Origin of the sequence: Pantoea sp. Acro-807 (genome assembly GCF_011752675.1) — a bacterium.
GTDB classification, from domain to species: Bacteria; Pseudomonadota; Gammaproteobacteria; order Enterobacterales; family Enterobacteriaceae; genus Pantoea; species Pantoea eucrina.
Genome location: NZ_VWXE01000010.1, coordinates 41,340 through 54,718, shown reverse-complemented (window position 1 = coordinate 54,718; position 13,379 = coordinate 41,340). Strand labels below are relative to the sequence as shown.

General features: G+C 55.6%; 15 protein-coding genes. 8 read left to right on the top strand and 7 right to left on the bottom strand.

What is annotated here, in order from left to right:
* The first annotated feature begins 15 nt into the window (after positions 1–15).
* Positions 16–1,227: a glycine C-acetyltransferase gene (locus F3J39_RS17380; protein ID WP_166714475.1), complete on the top strand. Its 1,212-nt coding sequence runs from the start codon at positions 16–18 to the stop codon at positions 1,225–1,227.
* Positions 1,224–2,252, top strand: coding sequence for an L-threonine 3-dehydrogenase (tdh, locus tag F3J39_RS17375; protein ID WP_039381231.1), 1,029 nt, complete (start codon positions 1,224–1,226; stop codon positions 2,250–2,252). The genes F3J39_RS17380 and tdh overlap by 4 nt, the downstream gene beginning before the upstream one ends.
* A 30-nt stretch (positions 2,253–2,282) precedes the next feature.
* Here the strand turns inward: tdh and F3J39_RS17370 are convergent, their stop codons facing one another.
* The 4 genes from F3J39_RS17370 to envC all read right to left on the bottom strand — a co-directional run bounded on the left by F3J39_RS17370 (position 2,283) and on the right by envC (position 6,723).
* Positions 2,283–3,194, bottom strand: coding sequence for a hypothetical protein (locus F3J39_RS17370; protein ID WP_094111633.1), 912 nt, complete (start codon positions 3,192–3,194; stop codon positions 2,283–2,285).
* Positions 3,187–4,416: a glycosyltransferase gene (locus tag F3J39_RS17365; protein WP_108570142.1), complete on the bottom strand. Its 1,230-nt coding sequence runs from the start codon at positions 4,414–4,416 to the stop codon at positions 3,187–3,189. Before F3J39_RS17365 ends, F3J39_RS17370 begins: the two co-directional genes overlap by 8 nt.
* Positions 4,417–4,518: 102 nt before the next feature.
* On the bottom strand, positions 4,519–5,418 hold the full coding sequence (locus F3J39_RS17360; protein WP_071668660.1) for a divergent polysaccharide deacetylase family protein: 900 nt from the start codon (positions 5,416–5,418) through the stop codon (positions 4,519–4,521).
* A gap of 3 nt (positions 5,419–5,421) precedes the next feature.
* Positions 5,422–6,723, bottom strand: coding sequence for a murein hydrolase activator EnvC (gene envC / locus F3J39_RS17355; protein WP_039381228.1), 1,302 nt, complete (start codon positions 6,721–6,723; stop codon positions 5,422–5,424).
* Between the two features lie 249 nt (positions 6,724–6,972).
* Here envC and F3J39_RS17350 point away from each other — a divergent pair, with 249 nt between their 5' ends.
* The 5 genes from F3J39_RS17350 (at position 6,973) to cysE (ending at position 10,082) form a co-directional block, all read left to right on the top strand.
* Positions 6,973–7,404: a rhodanese-like domain-containing protein gene (locus F3J39_RS17350; RefSeq protein WP_039381227.1), complete on the top strand. Its 432-nt coding sequence runs from the start codon at positions 6,973–6,975 to the stop codon at positions 7,402–7,404.
* A gap of 18 nt (positions 7,405–7,422) precedes the next feature.
* The gene (grxC, locus tag F3J39_RS17345) at positions 7,423–7,677 is read left to right on the top strand and encodes a glutaredoxin 3 (RefSeq protein ID WP_039381226.1); all 255 of its coding nucleotides are present in this window, start codon (positions 7,423–7,425) and stop codon (positions 7,675–7,677) included.
* Positions 7,678–7,717: 40 nt separating this feature from the next.
* The gene (gene secB, locus F3J39_RS17340) at positions 7,718–8,182 is read left to right on the top strand and encodes a protein-export chaperone SecB (RefSeq protein ID WP_039381225.1); all 465 of its coding nucleotides are present in this window, start codon (positions 7,718–7,720) and stop codon (positions 8,180–8,182) included.
* Positions 8,182–9,201, top strand: a complete 1,020-nt coding sequence (gpsA, locus tag F3J39_RS17335) for an NAD(P)H-dependent glycerol-3-phosphate dehydrogenase (RefSeq protein ID WP_039381224.1) — start codon at positions 8,182–8,184, stop codon at positions 9,199–9,201. The genes secB and gpsA overlap by 1 nt, the downstream gene beginning before the upstream one ends.
* 65 nt (positions 9,202–9,266) lie before the next feature.
* Positions 9,267–10,082 (top strand): serine O-acetyltransferase, encoded by an 816-nt coding sequence (cysE, locus tag F3J39_RS17330; RefSeq protein ID WP_039381223.1) that lies wholly within the window; start codon positions 9,267–9,269, stop codon positions 10,080–10,082.
* Here the strand turns inward: cysE and trmL are convergent.
* From trmL to cpxR, 3 genes are read right to left on the bottom strand one after another with little or no spacing between them, the layout of a single operon-like run.
* Complete coding sequence (gene trmL, locus F3J39_RS17325) at positions 10,079–10,552, bottom strand: tRNA (uridine(34)/cytosine(34)/5-carboxymethylaminomethyluridine(34)-2'-O)-methyltransferase TrmL (RefSeq protein WP_039381222.1); 474 nt, start codon at positions 10,550–10,552, stop codon at positions 10,079–10,081. The two genes, cysE and trmL, sit on opposite strands and share 4 nt — an antisense overlap.
* 35 nt (positions 10,553–10,587) lie before the next feature.
* The gene (gene cpxA, locus F3J39_RS17320; protein WP_039381221.1) at positions 10,588–11,964 is read right to left on the bottom strand and encodes an envelope stress sensor histidine kinase CpxA; all 1,377 of its coding nucleotides are present in this window, start codon (positions 11,962–11,964) and stop codon (positions 10,588–10,590) included.
* Positions 11,961–12,662, bottom strand: coding sequence for an envelope stress response regulator transcription factor CpxR (gene cpxR / locus F3J39_RS17315; RefSeq protein ID WP_039381220.1), 702 nt, complete (start codon positions 12,660–12,662; stop codon positions 11,961–11,963). The genes cpxA and cpxR overlap by 4 nt, the downstream gene beginning before the upstream one ends.
* 150 nt (positions 12,663–12,812) lie before the next feature.
* Between cpxR and cpxP the strand changes: the two genes are divergently transcribed.
* Positions 12,813–13,325 carry a cell-envelope stress modulator CpxP gene (gene cpxP / locus F3J39_RS17310; protein WP_039381219.1) on the top strand — a complete coding sequence of 171 codons (513 nt, stop codon included), beginning with the start codon at positions 12,813–12,815 and terminating at the stop codon, positions 13,323–13,325.
* Positions 13,326–13,379 lie beyond the last annotated feature (54 nt).

The window sequence follows — 13,379 nt, the reverse complement described above, 5'->3', positions numbered from 1 at the left end:
CTAAGGAGCAGAATCATGTCCAATCAGTTTTATTCGCAAATCCGTCAGCAGCTTGAGACAACGCGTCAGGACGGATTGTTCAAACAGGAACGTCGCATTACGTCAGCCCAGCAGGCGGAGATCAGCGTTGATCACGGCACGCCGGTCATTAACTTTTGTGCCAATAACTATCTCGGTCTGGCAAATCATCCGGCGCTGATTCAGGCAGCGAAAGAGGGTATGGATTCCCACGGCTTTGGTATGGCGTCGGTGCGCTTTATCTGCGGTACGCAGGATACGCATCAGCAGCTGGAGCGTAAGCTGGCTGACTTTCTTGGTATGGAAGCGTCTATTCTTTTCTCCTCCTGTTTTGACGCTAACGGCGGCCTGTTTGAGGCGCTGCTGGGTCTGGAGGATGCCATTATTTCCGATGCGCTGAATCACGCCTCCATCATTGATGGCATACGCCTGTGTAAGGCGCAGCGCTATCGCTACGCCAATAACGATATGCAGGCGCTACGTACCTGTCTGCAGGAGGCGCGTGATAAAGGTGCCCGGCATATCGCGATCGCTACCGATGGCGTGTTCTCTATGGATGGCGTGATTGCCAATCTGCAGGGGATTTGCGACCTGGCGGAGGAGTTTGATGCGCTGGTCATCGTCGATGACTCTCATGCGGTGGGCGTTATCGGCGCAGCAGGGCGCGGCACGCATGAATACTGCGACGTGATGGATCGCGTTGATATCCTCACGGGAACGTTAGGTAAAGCGCTGGGCGGTGCCTCCGGCGGCTATGTAGCCGCGAAAAAAGAGGTCGTGGAGTGGCTGCGTCAGCGTGCTCGTCCCTATCTGTTTTCTAACTCGCTGGCTCCGGCAATTGTCGCGGCCTCGCTGCGGGTGCTGGATCTGCTGAGTGAGGGTGACGGTCTGCGCCAGCGGCTATGGGATAACGCGCGCTTCTTCCGGGAGAAGATGACCGCGGCAGGCTTCACGCTGGCCGGCGCCGATCACGCCATTATTCCGGTGATGCTGGGTGAGGCTAACGTGGCGCAGCAATTTGCCACGCTGCTGCAGCAGGAAGGCATTTACGTCACCGGCTTTTTCTATCCGGTGGTGCCGCAGGGTCAGGCGCGCATCCGCACGCAGATGTCTGCCGCTCACACGCAGGCGCAGCTGGAACAGGCTATCGCCGCTTTTATCCGCGTCGGCCAGCGGCTGGGCGTGATTGCTGCAGGAGCAGAAAAATGAAAGCACTTGCCAAACTGAAAGCTGAAGAGGGGATCTGGATGGTGCAGGATGCACCGGTGCCGGAACCGGGTCATAACGATCTGCTGATTAAGATCCGTAAAACCGCTATTTGCGGTACGGATATCCACATCTACAACTGGGATGAGTGGTCGCGTAAAACCATTCCGGTCCCGATGATCACCGGACATGAGTATGTCGGTGAAGTGGTTAGCATGGGACAGGAGGTGAAAGGCTTCGCCATTGGCGATCGCGTTTCCGGAGAGGGGCATATTACCTGCGGCCACTGCCGTAACTGCCGGGCAGGGCGAACGCACCTGTGCCGCAATACGGTGGGCGTGGGGGTCAATCGCCAGGGCTGCTTCGCGGAGTATCTGGTTATCCCGGCATACAACGCGTTTAAAATTCCCGATAACATTTCTGACGAACTGGCAGCCATCTTCGATCCGTTTGGCAACGCCGTACATACCGCGCTGTCATTTGATCTGCCCGGTGAAGATGTCCTGATCTGCGGCGCCGGGCCAATTGGTATTATGGCTGCCGCCGTCTGCAGGCACGTAGGTGCCCGTCACGTTGTGATCACTGACGTGAATGAATACCGTCTGAGTCTGGCTCGCGAGATGGGCGTGACCCGTGCGGTTAACGTGGCGCAGGAAAATCTGCGCGACGTGATGCAGGATCTCGGTATGACCGAAGGATTTGATGTCGGACTGGAGATGTCAGGCGCACCGGCAGCTTTCCGCACGATGCTGGAAACCATGAACCACGGCGGACGCATTGCGCTGCTGGGCATTCCACCCGGCGATATGTCGATCGACTGGAATCTGGTCATCTTCAAAGGCCTGTTTATCAAAGGTATCTATGGCCGTGAGATGTTTGAAACCTGGTACAAGATGGCGGCGTTAATCCAGTCCGGACTGGATCTTACGCCGGTGATCACCCACCGCTATGACATCGACGCGTTTCAGCAGGGGTTCGATGACATGCGCTCCGGGCGGTCAGGGAAAGTGGTGCTGAGCTGGGATTAAACGGACTCCGGCCCGCAGGCCGGAGTAGTATCAGCCGCGTTTTTTCTCTTCATCCGTCAGGTAGCGTACTTTGCGCGTATAGTCCTGACCTTTAAACTGCAGCGGCTGCGCCGGGTCCTGCAGATACTTCTGCCATTCGCTTAACGGAAAACCGCCGTGTGCGCCAATGACCTCAGGCGGAATGACCGCTGCCGTTCCGCCGATGCGCTTGGAGACCGGCCAGTTTGCCCACTCGCCCAGGTTAACCGTAACCAGATCGAGCATATCCAGCAGCGCAGAGAGCGGCAGCTGATCGGTGGGGGGCTGATTATCATTCATCAGCTCCCAGGTATCCTGAAACAGCGTCAGCCACAGCGGGCAGATACGCTTCCAGGTCTGACGCGTGGCGGCCAGATAAGCGCCGTTGACATGGTCAACCAGATAGGGCCGGATGGCGGGTTTATAGTAAGCCGGGATCTGCTCCTCAGCCGCGTTTTCAAGTTTGGCAATCATTCTGCCTTCTCTGAAGCTGGAGTAAAGATGGCCTTCACGCAGGCTGAGGGCTGGATCTTTAAGCAGGTTGAGGTCAGAGTCGATCATCAGAACCGCGTCACCGCTGGCCTGCAAAGGCGCCTGCAGTTTGATCAGCCGGCTGCGGTAAATCTGTTTATAACGGTAGCTCTCTTCACGGTGCGGAATGGTCAGCGTGGCAACGCGGGTCTTTGCCGGCAGCTCACCAAATTGTGTCGCGGGCTGGTCGCTGACGATAACAATCTCCGTGACGCTGGTGGCAAAACGGCTGGCAAAGCAGGCGCTGAGCAGCGCTTCTTCAATATAGTCCTCACCCGCACACGGGATCACCACGGAGGTGACAGGAGTCTTGCCCTGCACGCGACTCTGGCTGTAGGGAATATTATGCCGCGCGCGAATATGGCGGAAACGTTTATTAAAAAAATTAAGCATGACTCTTTTCCTGAATAACATTAGCCAGAACCGTTTCTACGCCCTGAATATAGTTTTCAATAGCGTAATGTTCGCGTACCTTTCCGGCAGCCGTGTCGGTTAATTTCTGACGTAATTCTCTGTTCTCCCACAGAGCGATCAGCTGCTGTGTCAGCTCTGCAATATCACCATATTCAAACAGCAGACCGGTCTGGTTGTGTTCAATCAGCTCAGCTGTCCCGGTTACCCGCGATCCGATAACGGCAGTATTGACCAGCATCGCTTCAAGCACCACGCGGGGTAAGCCTTCACTTTGCGAGGCCAGTATGAACGTGTCGAACGCGGCCAGAAAATCCAGCGCATTATTTTTAAAACCGGTGAAAACGATGCGGTCAGCAATCTGCTCTTTTTCTGCCAGCTGTGCAAGGTTAGCCTGTTCCGGACCGGTACCGACAATCAGCATTTTCCAGTCAGCGTGAGGGTAAAGGCGGTGAAACCGGCCCAGTGCGCTCAGCGTATGGTGATTGGCTTTACGCGCTATCAGTGACCCAATAGAGCCAAACACAAAGGTTTCCGGGGCAATCTGCAGCGCCTGACGAACCGCGGTACGATCGGGTAACGGCTGGTGGATATCGATGGCATTGCTGACGGTATGACAGAGATGCTGATGGACACCATGACGCTGCAGCGTATGACTGACACCGTGCGAAACGCAGATAATCGCCTCACAGTCCCGGTTCAGCATCGCGACCAGCTGGCGATTCAGTACCGGGTCAATACGGCAGTGCTGAACCACCGGAATATTAAGCGGGCGGGCTGCCAGATAGCCTTCAGTGTTGGTACTGGGCTGATTATTCATATAAAGCAGGTCAAACTGCCCGGCTTGCAGAAGCGCGCCAATCTTGTGCGCGTTCGGGATAATACGCCATCGGCGATCCACAAAATGAATCGCTTTTTTTCTGCTCTCTTTGCTGAAAAAAAGCAGCGTGCGGACTATTTCTTTGCTGATTTTTGCCCAGAGAGGTTGTCTGCGCTGCGGAATAAACGTCACCGGAATCGTTAACGATCCAAGAATTTGCTCAATGGTTTCGTTATTGCCGCGCGAATAATTATGATAAAAGCAGCAGGTAATATCGAACTGGTTACGATCGATCCGCTTCAGTAATTCCAGCATGCTATTCGTGCCGCCGCCCCACTCGCGACCATTATCAAGCAGTAGAATTTTTCGTTTATGCGGCGTCATTCCTGCTGATGTCCTTGTTCTGTGCCGTGAGTTTTCCGGCAAGAGTATAAACTTTCTGGCTGCAATGTGAATGTCAGCGGTGCGGTGGCCCACACCGCTGCTTTAAAACAGCGCTTTCAGTTTGAGCATGAAAGGGTTCTGCATCAGGCCTTCGCCGATAATTTCCACTGCCCGCTGCTGCGGCACTGGCGCGGCACTGACTTTACAGATGGCAGGCGCGCGGAAGCGCACGCTGGCGGGTTTAGCCGGAGAGGCTGCAGCAGGTTTTGCGCTGTGACGCAGCGGCTCATTCAGCAGCTGTCCTGGCGTAACCAACGTAATATCAGCCGGAAGGGAAGGCAGCATCTGCTGCAGCACGCGCACTGTTGTCGGGTGCGGATGGCCGATAGCGATAGCAAACCCGTCCCGCTGTGCCAGCTTAACCGCCCGGGTAAACTGCTGTCGTACCATCGCTTCATTTTGATTATCATCAAGAAACACGCGGCGTTTCACGACTTTGACCTGCGTGCCCTGCGCCGCTGCAACGGCCTGACTATTGCCGATGGTCATGCTGTCGAGAAAATAGTAGTTGTAGTGATTCAGCACCTGCATCACTTTCTGCATGCCGGGCAGGCTGGAGGTCATTTTACTGCCCATATGATTGTTCAGGCCAACCGCGTAGGGAACTTTACCGCTGGCTTCACGGATAATGCGGGCGATTTCGTCGCTGCTCATCTCCGGCGTCAGGGTATCTTTTTCCAGCGGCTGTTTGCTGAGCGGCGCCATCGGCAGGTGAATCAATACTTCATGACCGCGCTGATGGGCTTTGGTTGCCATCTCACGCGCATGCGGGGCGTTGGGCAGTACGGCAACAGAGATGGCTGCCGGCATCGCCAGCACTTTGTTCTCTTCGGTGGGACGGTAGCCAAAATCATCAATGACAATCGCTAATTTTGCCGCCTGCACGCTGAAACTCAGAAGCGAGCCGCATAGCAGAGCGGGTAACGTTCGGGATAAAAACAGCACTTATCTTCCTAACCACGGTAGTGGGTTAACAGCTTTGCCCTGACGGCGGATCTCAAAATAGAGCGACGGCGTACCGCGGCCGCCACTGGTGCCTACCAGCGCCACCGGCTGACCAGCTTTGACCTGTGCACCGACGCTTACCAGTGCGCTCTGGTTATAGCCGTACAGGCTCATATCGCCTTTACCGTGCTCCAGTACCACAACCAGCCCGTAGCCCTGCAGCCAGTCGGCCATCAGTACCCGTCCATCCGCAATCGCTTTCACTTCGGTACCTTCCGGTGCGTCGATTACCAGTCCTTTCCAGCGTAGCTCACCCTGCATCGCCTCACCGAAGCGGTGTTCAATTCTGCCGCGTACCGGCCAGAAAGCCTGGCCGCCTGCGCGCCCCAGTCCGCCGGTACGCGCCATCAGCTCACGCTCGCTCTGCGTGGGGGCATAGCTGGAGCCTTTCGCTTTGGCCTGCGCCTGACGCTGGCGCACCTTCTCGGCTTCACGCGCCTCGCGCTCGGCCCGCTGACGCGCTTCGCGCTCTGCTTTGGCAATTTTATCCTGCAGACGGCTTTCGTTCTGACGCATTTCAACCAGGTCTGCCTGATCTTTTTCCAGCGCGTTCTCCAGCGCGGAGAGGGTCTTTTTGCGGGCGGCGCTGGCGTTTTCCAGTTTGCTTTGCTGCGCCTGCTGCTGAACGAGCAGATTTTTTTGCTGCTGCTGTTTGCTCTGCATGGTCAGACGCTGCTCAGCCAGCTGCTGCCGGGTCTGCCGCAGCTCATCGATATTTTTTTGCCGCGCGGCGTTGAGGTAACCAAAATAGGCCAGGATGCGTTCACTGCGCTGCGCTTCTGCGCCGCCCAGCAGCAGCTGTACACCATTATGCTGCCCCTGGCGAAAAGCGGCGTCGAGCTGCTGCGCCAGCAGGCTTTCCTGCTGCGTCTGCTGCTTTTCAAGGCGAGAGATAGAGGCGGTAAGCTGAGCAACCTCTTTGTCGAGCGTGCTTAAGCTATTGCGCGTTTCGCGTAGCTGACGGCTCGCCTGGGCAATAATCTTCTCCTGACTCCGGAGCTGATCGAGCAGTTTACTGCGCTCAACTTTCTGAGCTTTAACGCTCTTCTCTTTTTCCGCGATACTTTGCTGAATGGTTTTTAGCTGCGCTTTATTGTCGTCAGCGCTGTAACCCGTAACAGGCAGCAAAAAAATACCCGCACACAGCAGGCTGAGGGAGAGGGGGGACCAGCGGAATACCAGCTGAGAAGCCGGGCCGTTGTAATGAGTCCTTGTAGGTGTAATGCGCGCTTTTCCCTTCATAGTTGATAATTATTCCACGATGAACAGCCGCTTACCAGTTATCCCGGCCAGCTTTTAGATTACGAAACGTGTCGCTTTAAAGCTTAGCGCGATAAACATTGTCTGAATTTTGCGATTAAAACATTTTTTTTGGAAAATGACGCACAAATCGTATCTCTGCCCGCATCGCGACTGTACATGCGAAGTGGCGCAGGTATACTCAGAACCCTTGTTTTAGCTTATAAGCCCGGTCTGGAGTCGTTACCTCTCATGCAAGAAATCATGCAGTTTGCAAGCAATCACCCCATCCTTAGTCTGGCATGGGTCGTTTTACTTATTCTGGTGATTGTGACCACCGTTAAAGGGATGTTCTCTAAGGTAAAAACCATCAGCCGTGGCGAAGCGACCCATCTGATTAATAAAGAGAACGCGGTGGTAGTAGACGTGCGTTCACGCGACGATTATCGCAAGGGACATATTTCCGGCGCGGTTAACGTAGCAGCAGCAGATATTAAAAAAGGCAGCTTCGGCGAGCTGGAAAAGCACAAGTCGCAGCCCATAATTGTGGTATGTGCCACCGGTCAGAGCGCGGGCGATTCAGCAGCAACGCTGAGCGCAGCAGGCTTTGAACATGTCGCTGTCCTGAAAGATGGCGTCAGCGGCTGGAGTGGCGAAAACCTGCCGCTGGTTCGCGGTAAATAATCATCTGAGGTATTCCGCATGGCTAATGTTGAGATTTACACCAAAGTAACCTGCCCATACTGCCATCGTGCAAAGGCGTTACTGGATCAGAAAGGCGTTTCTTATCAGGAGATCCCTATCGATGGGGACGCAATGAAACGTGAAGAGATGATCCGGCGCAGTGGCCGCACCACGGTGCCGCAGGTTTTTATCGACGCTCAGCACATCGGTGGTTGTGACGATCTCTACGCGCTGGACGGGCGTCAGGGACTCGATCCTCTGCTTCAGGCTTAACTCTTCTGCACTGATAATTATCACTTAAGGACTTAGTAACATGTCAGAACAAAGCACCAACGAAATGCAGTTCCAGATCCAGCGCGTTTATACCAAAGATGTCTCTTTTGAAGCGCCAAACGCACCGCAGGTTTTTCAGAAAGAGTGGGAGCCGGAAGTCAAACTGGATCTGGATACCGCCTCTTCTCAGCTGGCTGATGAAGTGTATGAAGTGGTGCTGCGCGTGACGGTAACCGCAACCGTAGGCGAAGAGACCGCATTCCTGTGCGAAGTACAGCAGGCGGGTATCTTTACCATCAGCGGTATTGATGGCACGCAGATGGCGCACTGCCTTGGCGCATACTGCCCGAACATTCTGTTCCCTTACGCACGTGAGTGCGTGACCAGCCTGGTTTCACGCGGTACGTTCCCGCAGCTCAATCTGGCTCCGGTTAACTTCGATGCGCTGTTCATGAACTACCTGCAGCAGCAAGGTGAAGGCGAAGCGCCACGTCAGGATGCCTGATGACAACAGATAACGCGTCTATCAGCGTACTCGGTGCCGGCTCGTACGGCACCGCTCTCGCTATCACGCTGGCTCGCAACGGGCATCCGGTTCTGCTCTGGGGCCACAATCCGCAAAGCGTCGCCCGCCTGCAGGCTGACCGCTGTAACACCGCTTTCCTGCCCGATGTTCCTTTTCCCGATAATCTGATCCCTGAAGCCGATCTCGCCCAGGTGGTTCGCGCGAGCCGCGATCTGCTGGTAGTAGTACCGAGCCATGTTTTTGGCGACGTGCTGCAGCAGATTAAACCTTACCTGCGTATCGATTCCCGTGTTGTCTGGGCTACCAAAGGCCTGGAAAAAGAGACCGGCCGTTTGCTGCAGGACGTTGCGCGGGAGATCCTGGGCGACGCTATTCCGCTGGCGGTAATTTCCGGGCCTACTTTTGCCAAAGAGCTGGCCGCCGGTTTACCTACCGCTATCGCACTTGCGGCGACCGATGCGGAGTTTGCTGACGATCTGCAGCAGAAGCTGCACTGCGGCAAAAGCTTCCGCGTTTATAACAACGCCGATTTTACCGGTGTTCAGCTGGGCGGGGCCGTTAAAAACGTTATTGCTATCGGTGCCGGCATCTCAGACGGTATAGGCTTCGGCGCTAACGCACGTACCGCACTGATCACCCGTGGCCTGGCAGAGATGAGCCGTCTGGGCGCGGCGCTGGGTGCCGATCCGGTAACGTTTATGGGCATGGCAGGACTGGGCGATCTGGTGCTGACCTGCACCGATAACCAGTCACGCAATCGCCGTTTTGGCATGATGCTGGGTCAGGGCGAGAGCGTTGAAGAGGCGCAACGCATTATCGGACAAGTTGTAGAAGGCTACAGAAATACCAAAGAAGTCAAAGCCCTGGCAGCGAGAATGGGCGTTGAAATGCCGATAACCGAGCAGATTTATCAGGTACTGTATTGCGAAAAAACGGCGCGAGAGGCAGCATTAAGCTTACTGGGTCGTGCAAGGAAGGACGAAAACAGCCCGGGCTAGAGCAGGATGCTCAGCACACCAACCTGTAGCGCCTCTGCGGCGCTTTTTTATGGGAGTAAACAGCAATGTCGTCTGAAGAGTTAGAACTGGTCTGGAACCATATCAAAGCAGAAGCCAGAGCGCTGGCAGATTGCGAACCGATGCTGGCCAGCTTTTATCACGCGACTTTGCTGAAACATGAAAATCTCGGCAGCGCGCTCAGCTACATGCTGGCGAACAAGCTGGCGAATCCGATTATGCCTGCTATCGCTGTGCGTGAAATTGTTGAAGAAGCGTATCGTCAGGATCCGGAGATGATTGTCTCAGCGGCCTATGATATTCAGGCCGTACGCCAGCGCGATCCGGCAGTAGACAAATACTCTACGCCGCTGCTCTACCTGAAAGGCTTCCATGCGCTGCAGGCCTATCGTATTGGCCACTGGCTGTGGAAAGAGGGTCGCCGCGCGCTGGCTGTCTATCTGCAAAATGAGATCTCCGTTTCCTTCGCCGTTGATATTCACCCGGCGGCCCGTATCGGGCGCGGGATCATGCTGGATCACGCTACGGGTATTGTGATCGGCGAAACGGCCGTAGTAGAAAATGATGTCTCTATCCTGCAATCCGTTACGCTGGGCGGGACCGGCAAAACCAGCGGCGATCGCCATCCTAAAATTCGCGAAGGCGTTATGATTGGTGCCGGCGCTAAAATCCTCGGCAACATAGACGTAGGTCGCGGAGCAAAAATCGGTGCCGGCTCGGTGGTACTGCAGCCTGTTCCCCCGCATACCACCGCCGCTGGCGTTCCGGCGCGCATTGTGGGCAAACCCGCCAGCGATAAACCCTCAATGGATATGGATCAGCATTTTACCGGCGCCGGTTTTGAATATGGTGACGGGATTTAATCTCTGATCAGCGCGCCGGCGAAATCGAGCTGGCGCCACGCTTCATACACCACCACTGATACGGCATTGGAGAGATTCATGCTGCGGCTTTCGGCGCGCATCGGGATGCGTATCTTCTGTCCGGCAGGCAGGGCGTCAAGGATTTCCGCGGGCAGGCCCCGGCTTTCCGGGCCAAACAGCAGGTAGTCCCCGGCCTGATAGCTGACGGCGCTGTGTGCTGGCGTACCTTTCGTGGTCAGGGCAAACAGACGCTGCGGCGCCTCAGACGCGAGGAAAGCGCTGTAGCTGGCGTGTTTTTTCAGCGCGGTATATTCATGATAATCAAGTCCGGCGCGGCGCAGCCGTTTGTCATCCCACGCAAAGCCAAGCGGCTCAATCAGATGCAGCTGAAAGCCGGTGTTAGCGCACAGGCGGATGATATTACCGGTGTTGGGTGGTATTTCAGGTTCGAATAAAACAATGTTCAGCATAAGGCCCCCGCAATCAGGGGCCGAAGCATAACAAATTACTGGCGGGCAGAGTATAGCGGGAGCCAGAGCGTCAGGCGCAGCCCGCCCAGCGGGCTGTTATCTGCTTTGACCCAGCCGCGGTGCTGCTGTACGGCCGTCTCCACAATTGCCAGCCCAAGCCCGGTGCCGCCAGACTCGCGATCGCGCGCTTCATCAGTGCGATAAAACGGGCGGAAAATCTGCTCGCGATCTTCTTCGCTTACGCCCGGACCGTCATCATCCACGTGAACGGTAATGCCCTGAATATCCACCGAGAAGCTCACGCTGATGTGTGAATCAGAATAGCGCAGCGCATTGCGCACGATGTTCTCCAGAGCGCTCTCCAGCGCATGCGGGTTGCCATACAGCGGCCACGGGCCAGGCGGATAGGGCACTTCCATGGTTTTACCCATCTGTTCCGCTTCAAAGCGCGCATCCTCCAGCACGCCGTTCCATAGCTGGTTTGCTTTCATCGCCTCGCTGACCAGGGCGTTTTTATGCTGGGTACGTGACAGCACCAGCAGATCGTTGATCATGCCATCCAGCCGCTGCGCTTCGGTTTCAATGCGCTGCAGCTCTTTCCCTTCGCCATGACGACGACGCAGCAGAGCCGTAGCCAGCTGGAGGCGCGTCAGCGGAGTGCGCAGCTCATGGCTGATGTCGGACAACAGGCGCTGCTGGGCAGTCATCATGCGCTCAAGCGCGCTGACCATCTGATTAAAACTGGATCCGGCCGCCAGAAACTCCTGCGGACCTGACTCCAGTTCAGGATGCTGACGCAGATTGCCGCTGGCCACTTCATCCGCCGCGTATTTCAGCTTGCGCGCCGGTCGAGCCAGGCTCCATGCCAGCCAGAGCAGCAGCGGAGAGCTAATCAGCATCGTGACAATCAGCAGCAGCAGCGGCCGGTCGAATAACAGGTTGATAAAATCGAGCTGAGAACTGGTGGCTGGCCGGATCAGATAGAGTTGATAGTTATCTTCGCCGTCGCGTACGGCAAAGGGACCAACCATCTCAACGCGGCCATATTTTTTCTTCTGCGGGTGATCGGCGTTGTCTGACTGACCGATAAAGTTGCGGATCACCTGCATTTCATTGTGCTGTGCGCCGATGACCCGGCCTTCACTGGTGACCAGCAGCAGGCGCTGACCCGGCGGCGCCCATTTGTCGATAGCGCGAAACAGCCGGCGCCACCACATCAGGTCATTAGGCGGATCCTGAGAGAGTTCCGCTTCCACATGCTGTTCAATCATGGTGCCCTGCCGCTGTTCGCTTTCCATCAGAGCGGTCATCTGACGCGAATCGAGCTTGGGCACCATCAGGACCAGCATCAACACCAGCGCCAGCGTAAGCCAGAAGATGGCGAAGATGCGGGTCGTCAGACTGCCTATCATGATGCAGAAACCATCAGATAGCCGCGTCCGCGCAGCGTTTTGAACCATGGATGGCCATCACGACGCTCAGGGAGTTTGCGGCGCAGGTTGGAGATATGCATATCGATGGCACGGTCAAAGGGCGTCAGGCGTTTGCCAAGCACTTCCTGACTGAGATGCTCGCGCGATACCACCTGGCCAAGATGCTGCGCCAGCAGGTAAAGCAGCGTGAACTCGGTGCCGGTGAGATCGAGCGTTTCGTTATCGAAGCTCGCCTCCTGGCGCCCCGGATTCAGACGCAGGCAGTCGACTTCAAGCGTCGGCGAACTGGTATCGTGCTGCTGTTGCTGCTGCTCGCTCCAGTTTGAACGACGCAGGATCGCACGAATACGCGCCACCAGTTCACGGTCGTTGAACGGTTTAGGCAGGTAGTCATCCGCCCCCAGCTCCAGCCCCAGAACGCGATCCAGTTCGCTGCCGCGCGCGGTCAGCATAATGACCGGCGTCTGATGCTGCTGACGCAGCTCTTTCAACGTATCGATACCGTTTTTCTTCGGCATCATGACATCCAGCAGCAGCAGGTCAACAGAGCTGTCCAGCAGAGTAAGTGCTTGCTCTCCATCGCTGGCTACAATGACTTCAAACCCTTCCATTTCGAGTAATTCTTTAAGCAGCGAAGTTAATTCGCGGTCGTCATCTACCAACAGGATTTTATTCATTTTTTATTGCCCTCCGCAGGCAAAATACCGTGTTCCCACACTGGCAATCCAACGCTTTACGTAGTTTTACACCCCCTGACGGTTGTTTGCAGCTGCCGCCGTAAACTGGGTCTCGTTGAATCGCAAAACAGAGCAAACCGGGAGTAAACGATGCGCAACTTAACCGTCATCGTCATTGCTTCAGCGATGGTTCTTAGTCACGCCAGCGCAGTTGCAGCAGAGACGACAGCGATTGAAGAGATGCATCAAAACGGCGGCTTGACGACAGGCAGTATGACGCAAAATCCGCAAAGTCACATGTTCGATGGTATTGAGCTTACCGAACAGCAGCGGCAGCAAATGCGGGATCTGATGCAGCAAGCACGTCATGAGCGCCCGGTGTTAAGCGTTCAGGATATTGAAACTATGCATGACCTTGTCACTGCAGACAAATTTAATGAATCGGCGATCCGCCAGCTGGCTGAAAAACAGGCCCGCGCGCAGGTTGACCTGCAGGTTGAGATGGCCCGGGTTCGTAATCAGATGTATCACCTGCTGACGCCTGTGCAGCAGGCAGCGTTAAAAAAGAATCATGAACGCCGGCTGAATGATGTTCGTCGGTTCTCAGGATTGCAGTCGTCGTCATCGCTGCAAGCAGTGAGTAGCACCAGTAGTAACCAGTAACATAGTATCCCTGTTTTTCCTTGCCATAGACACCATCCCTGTCTTCCCCCGCCA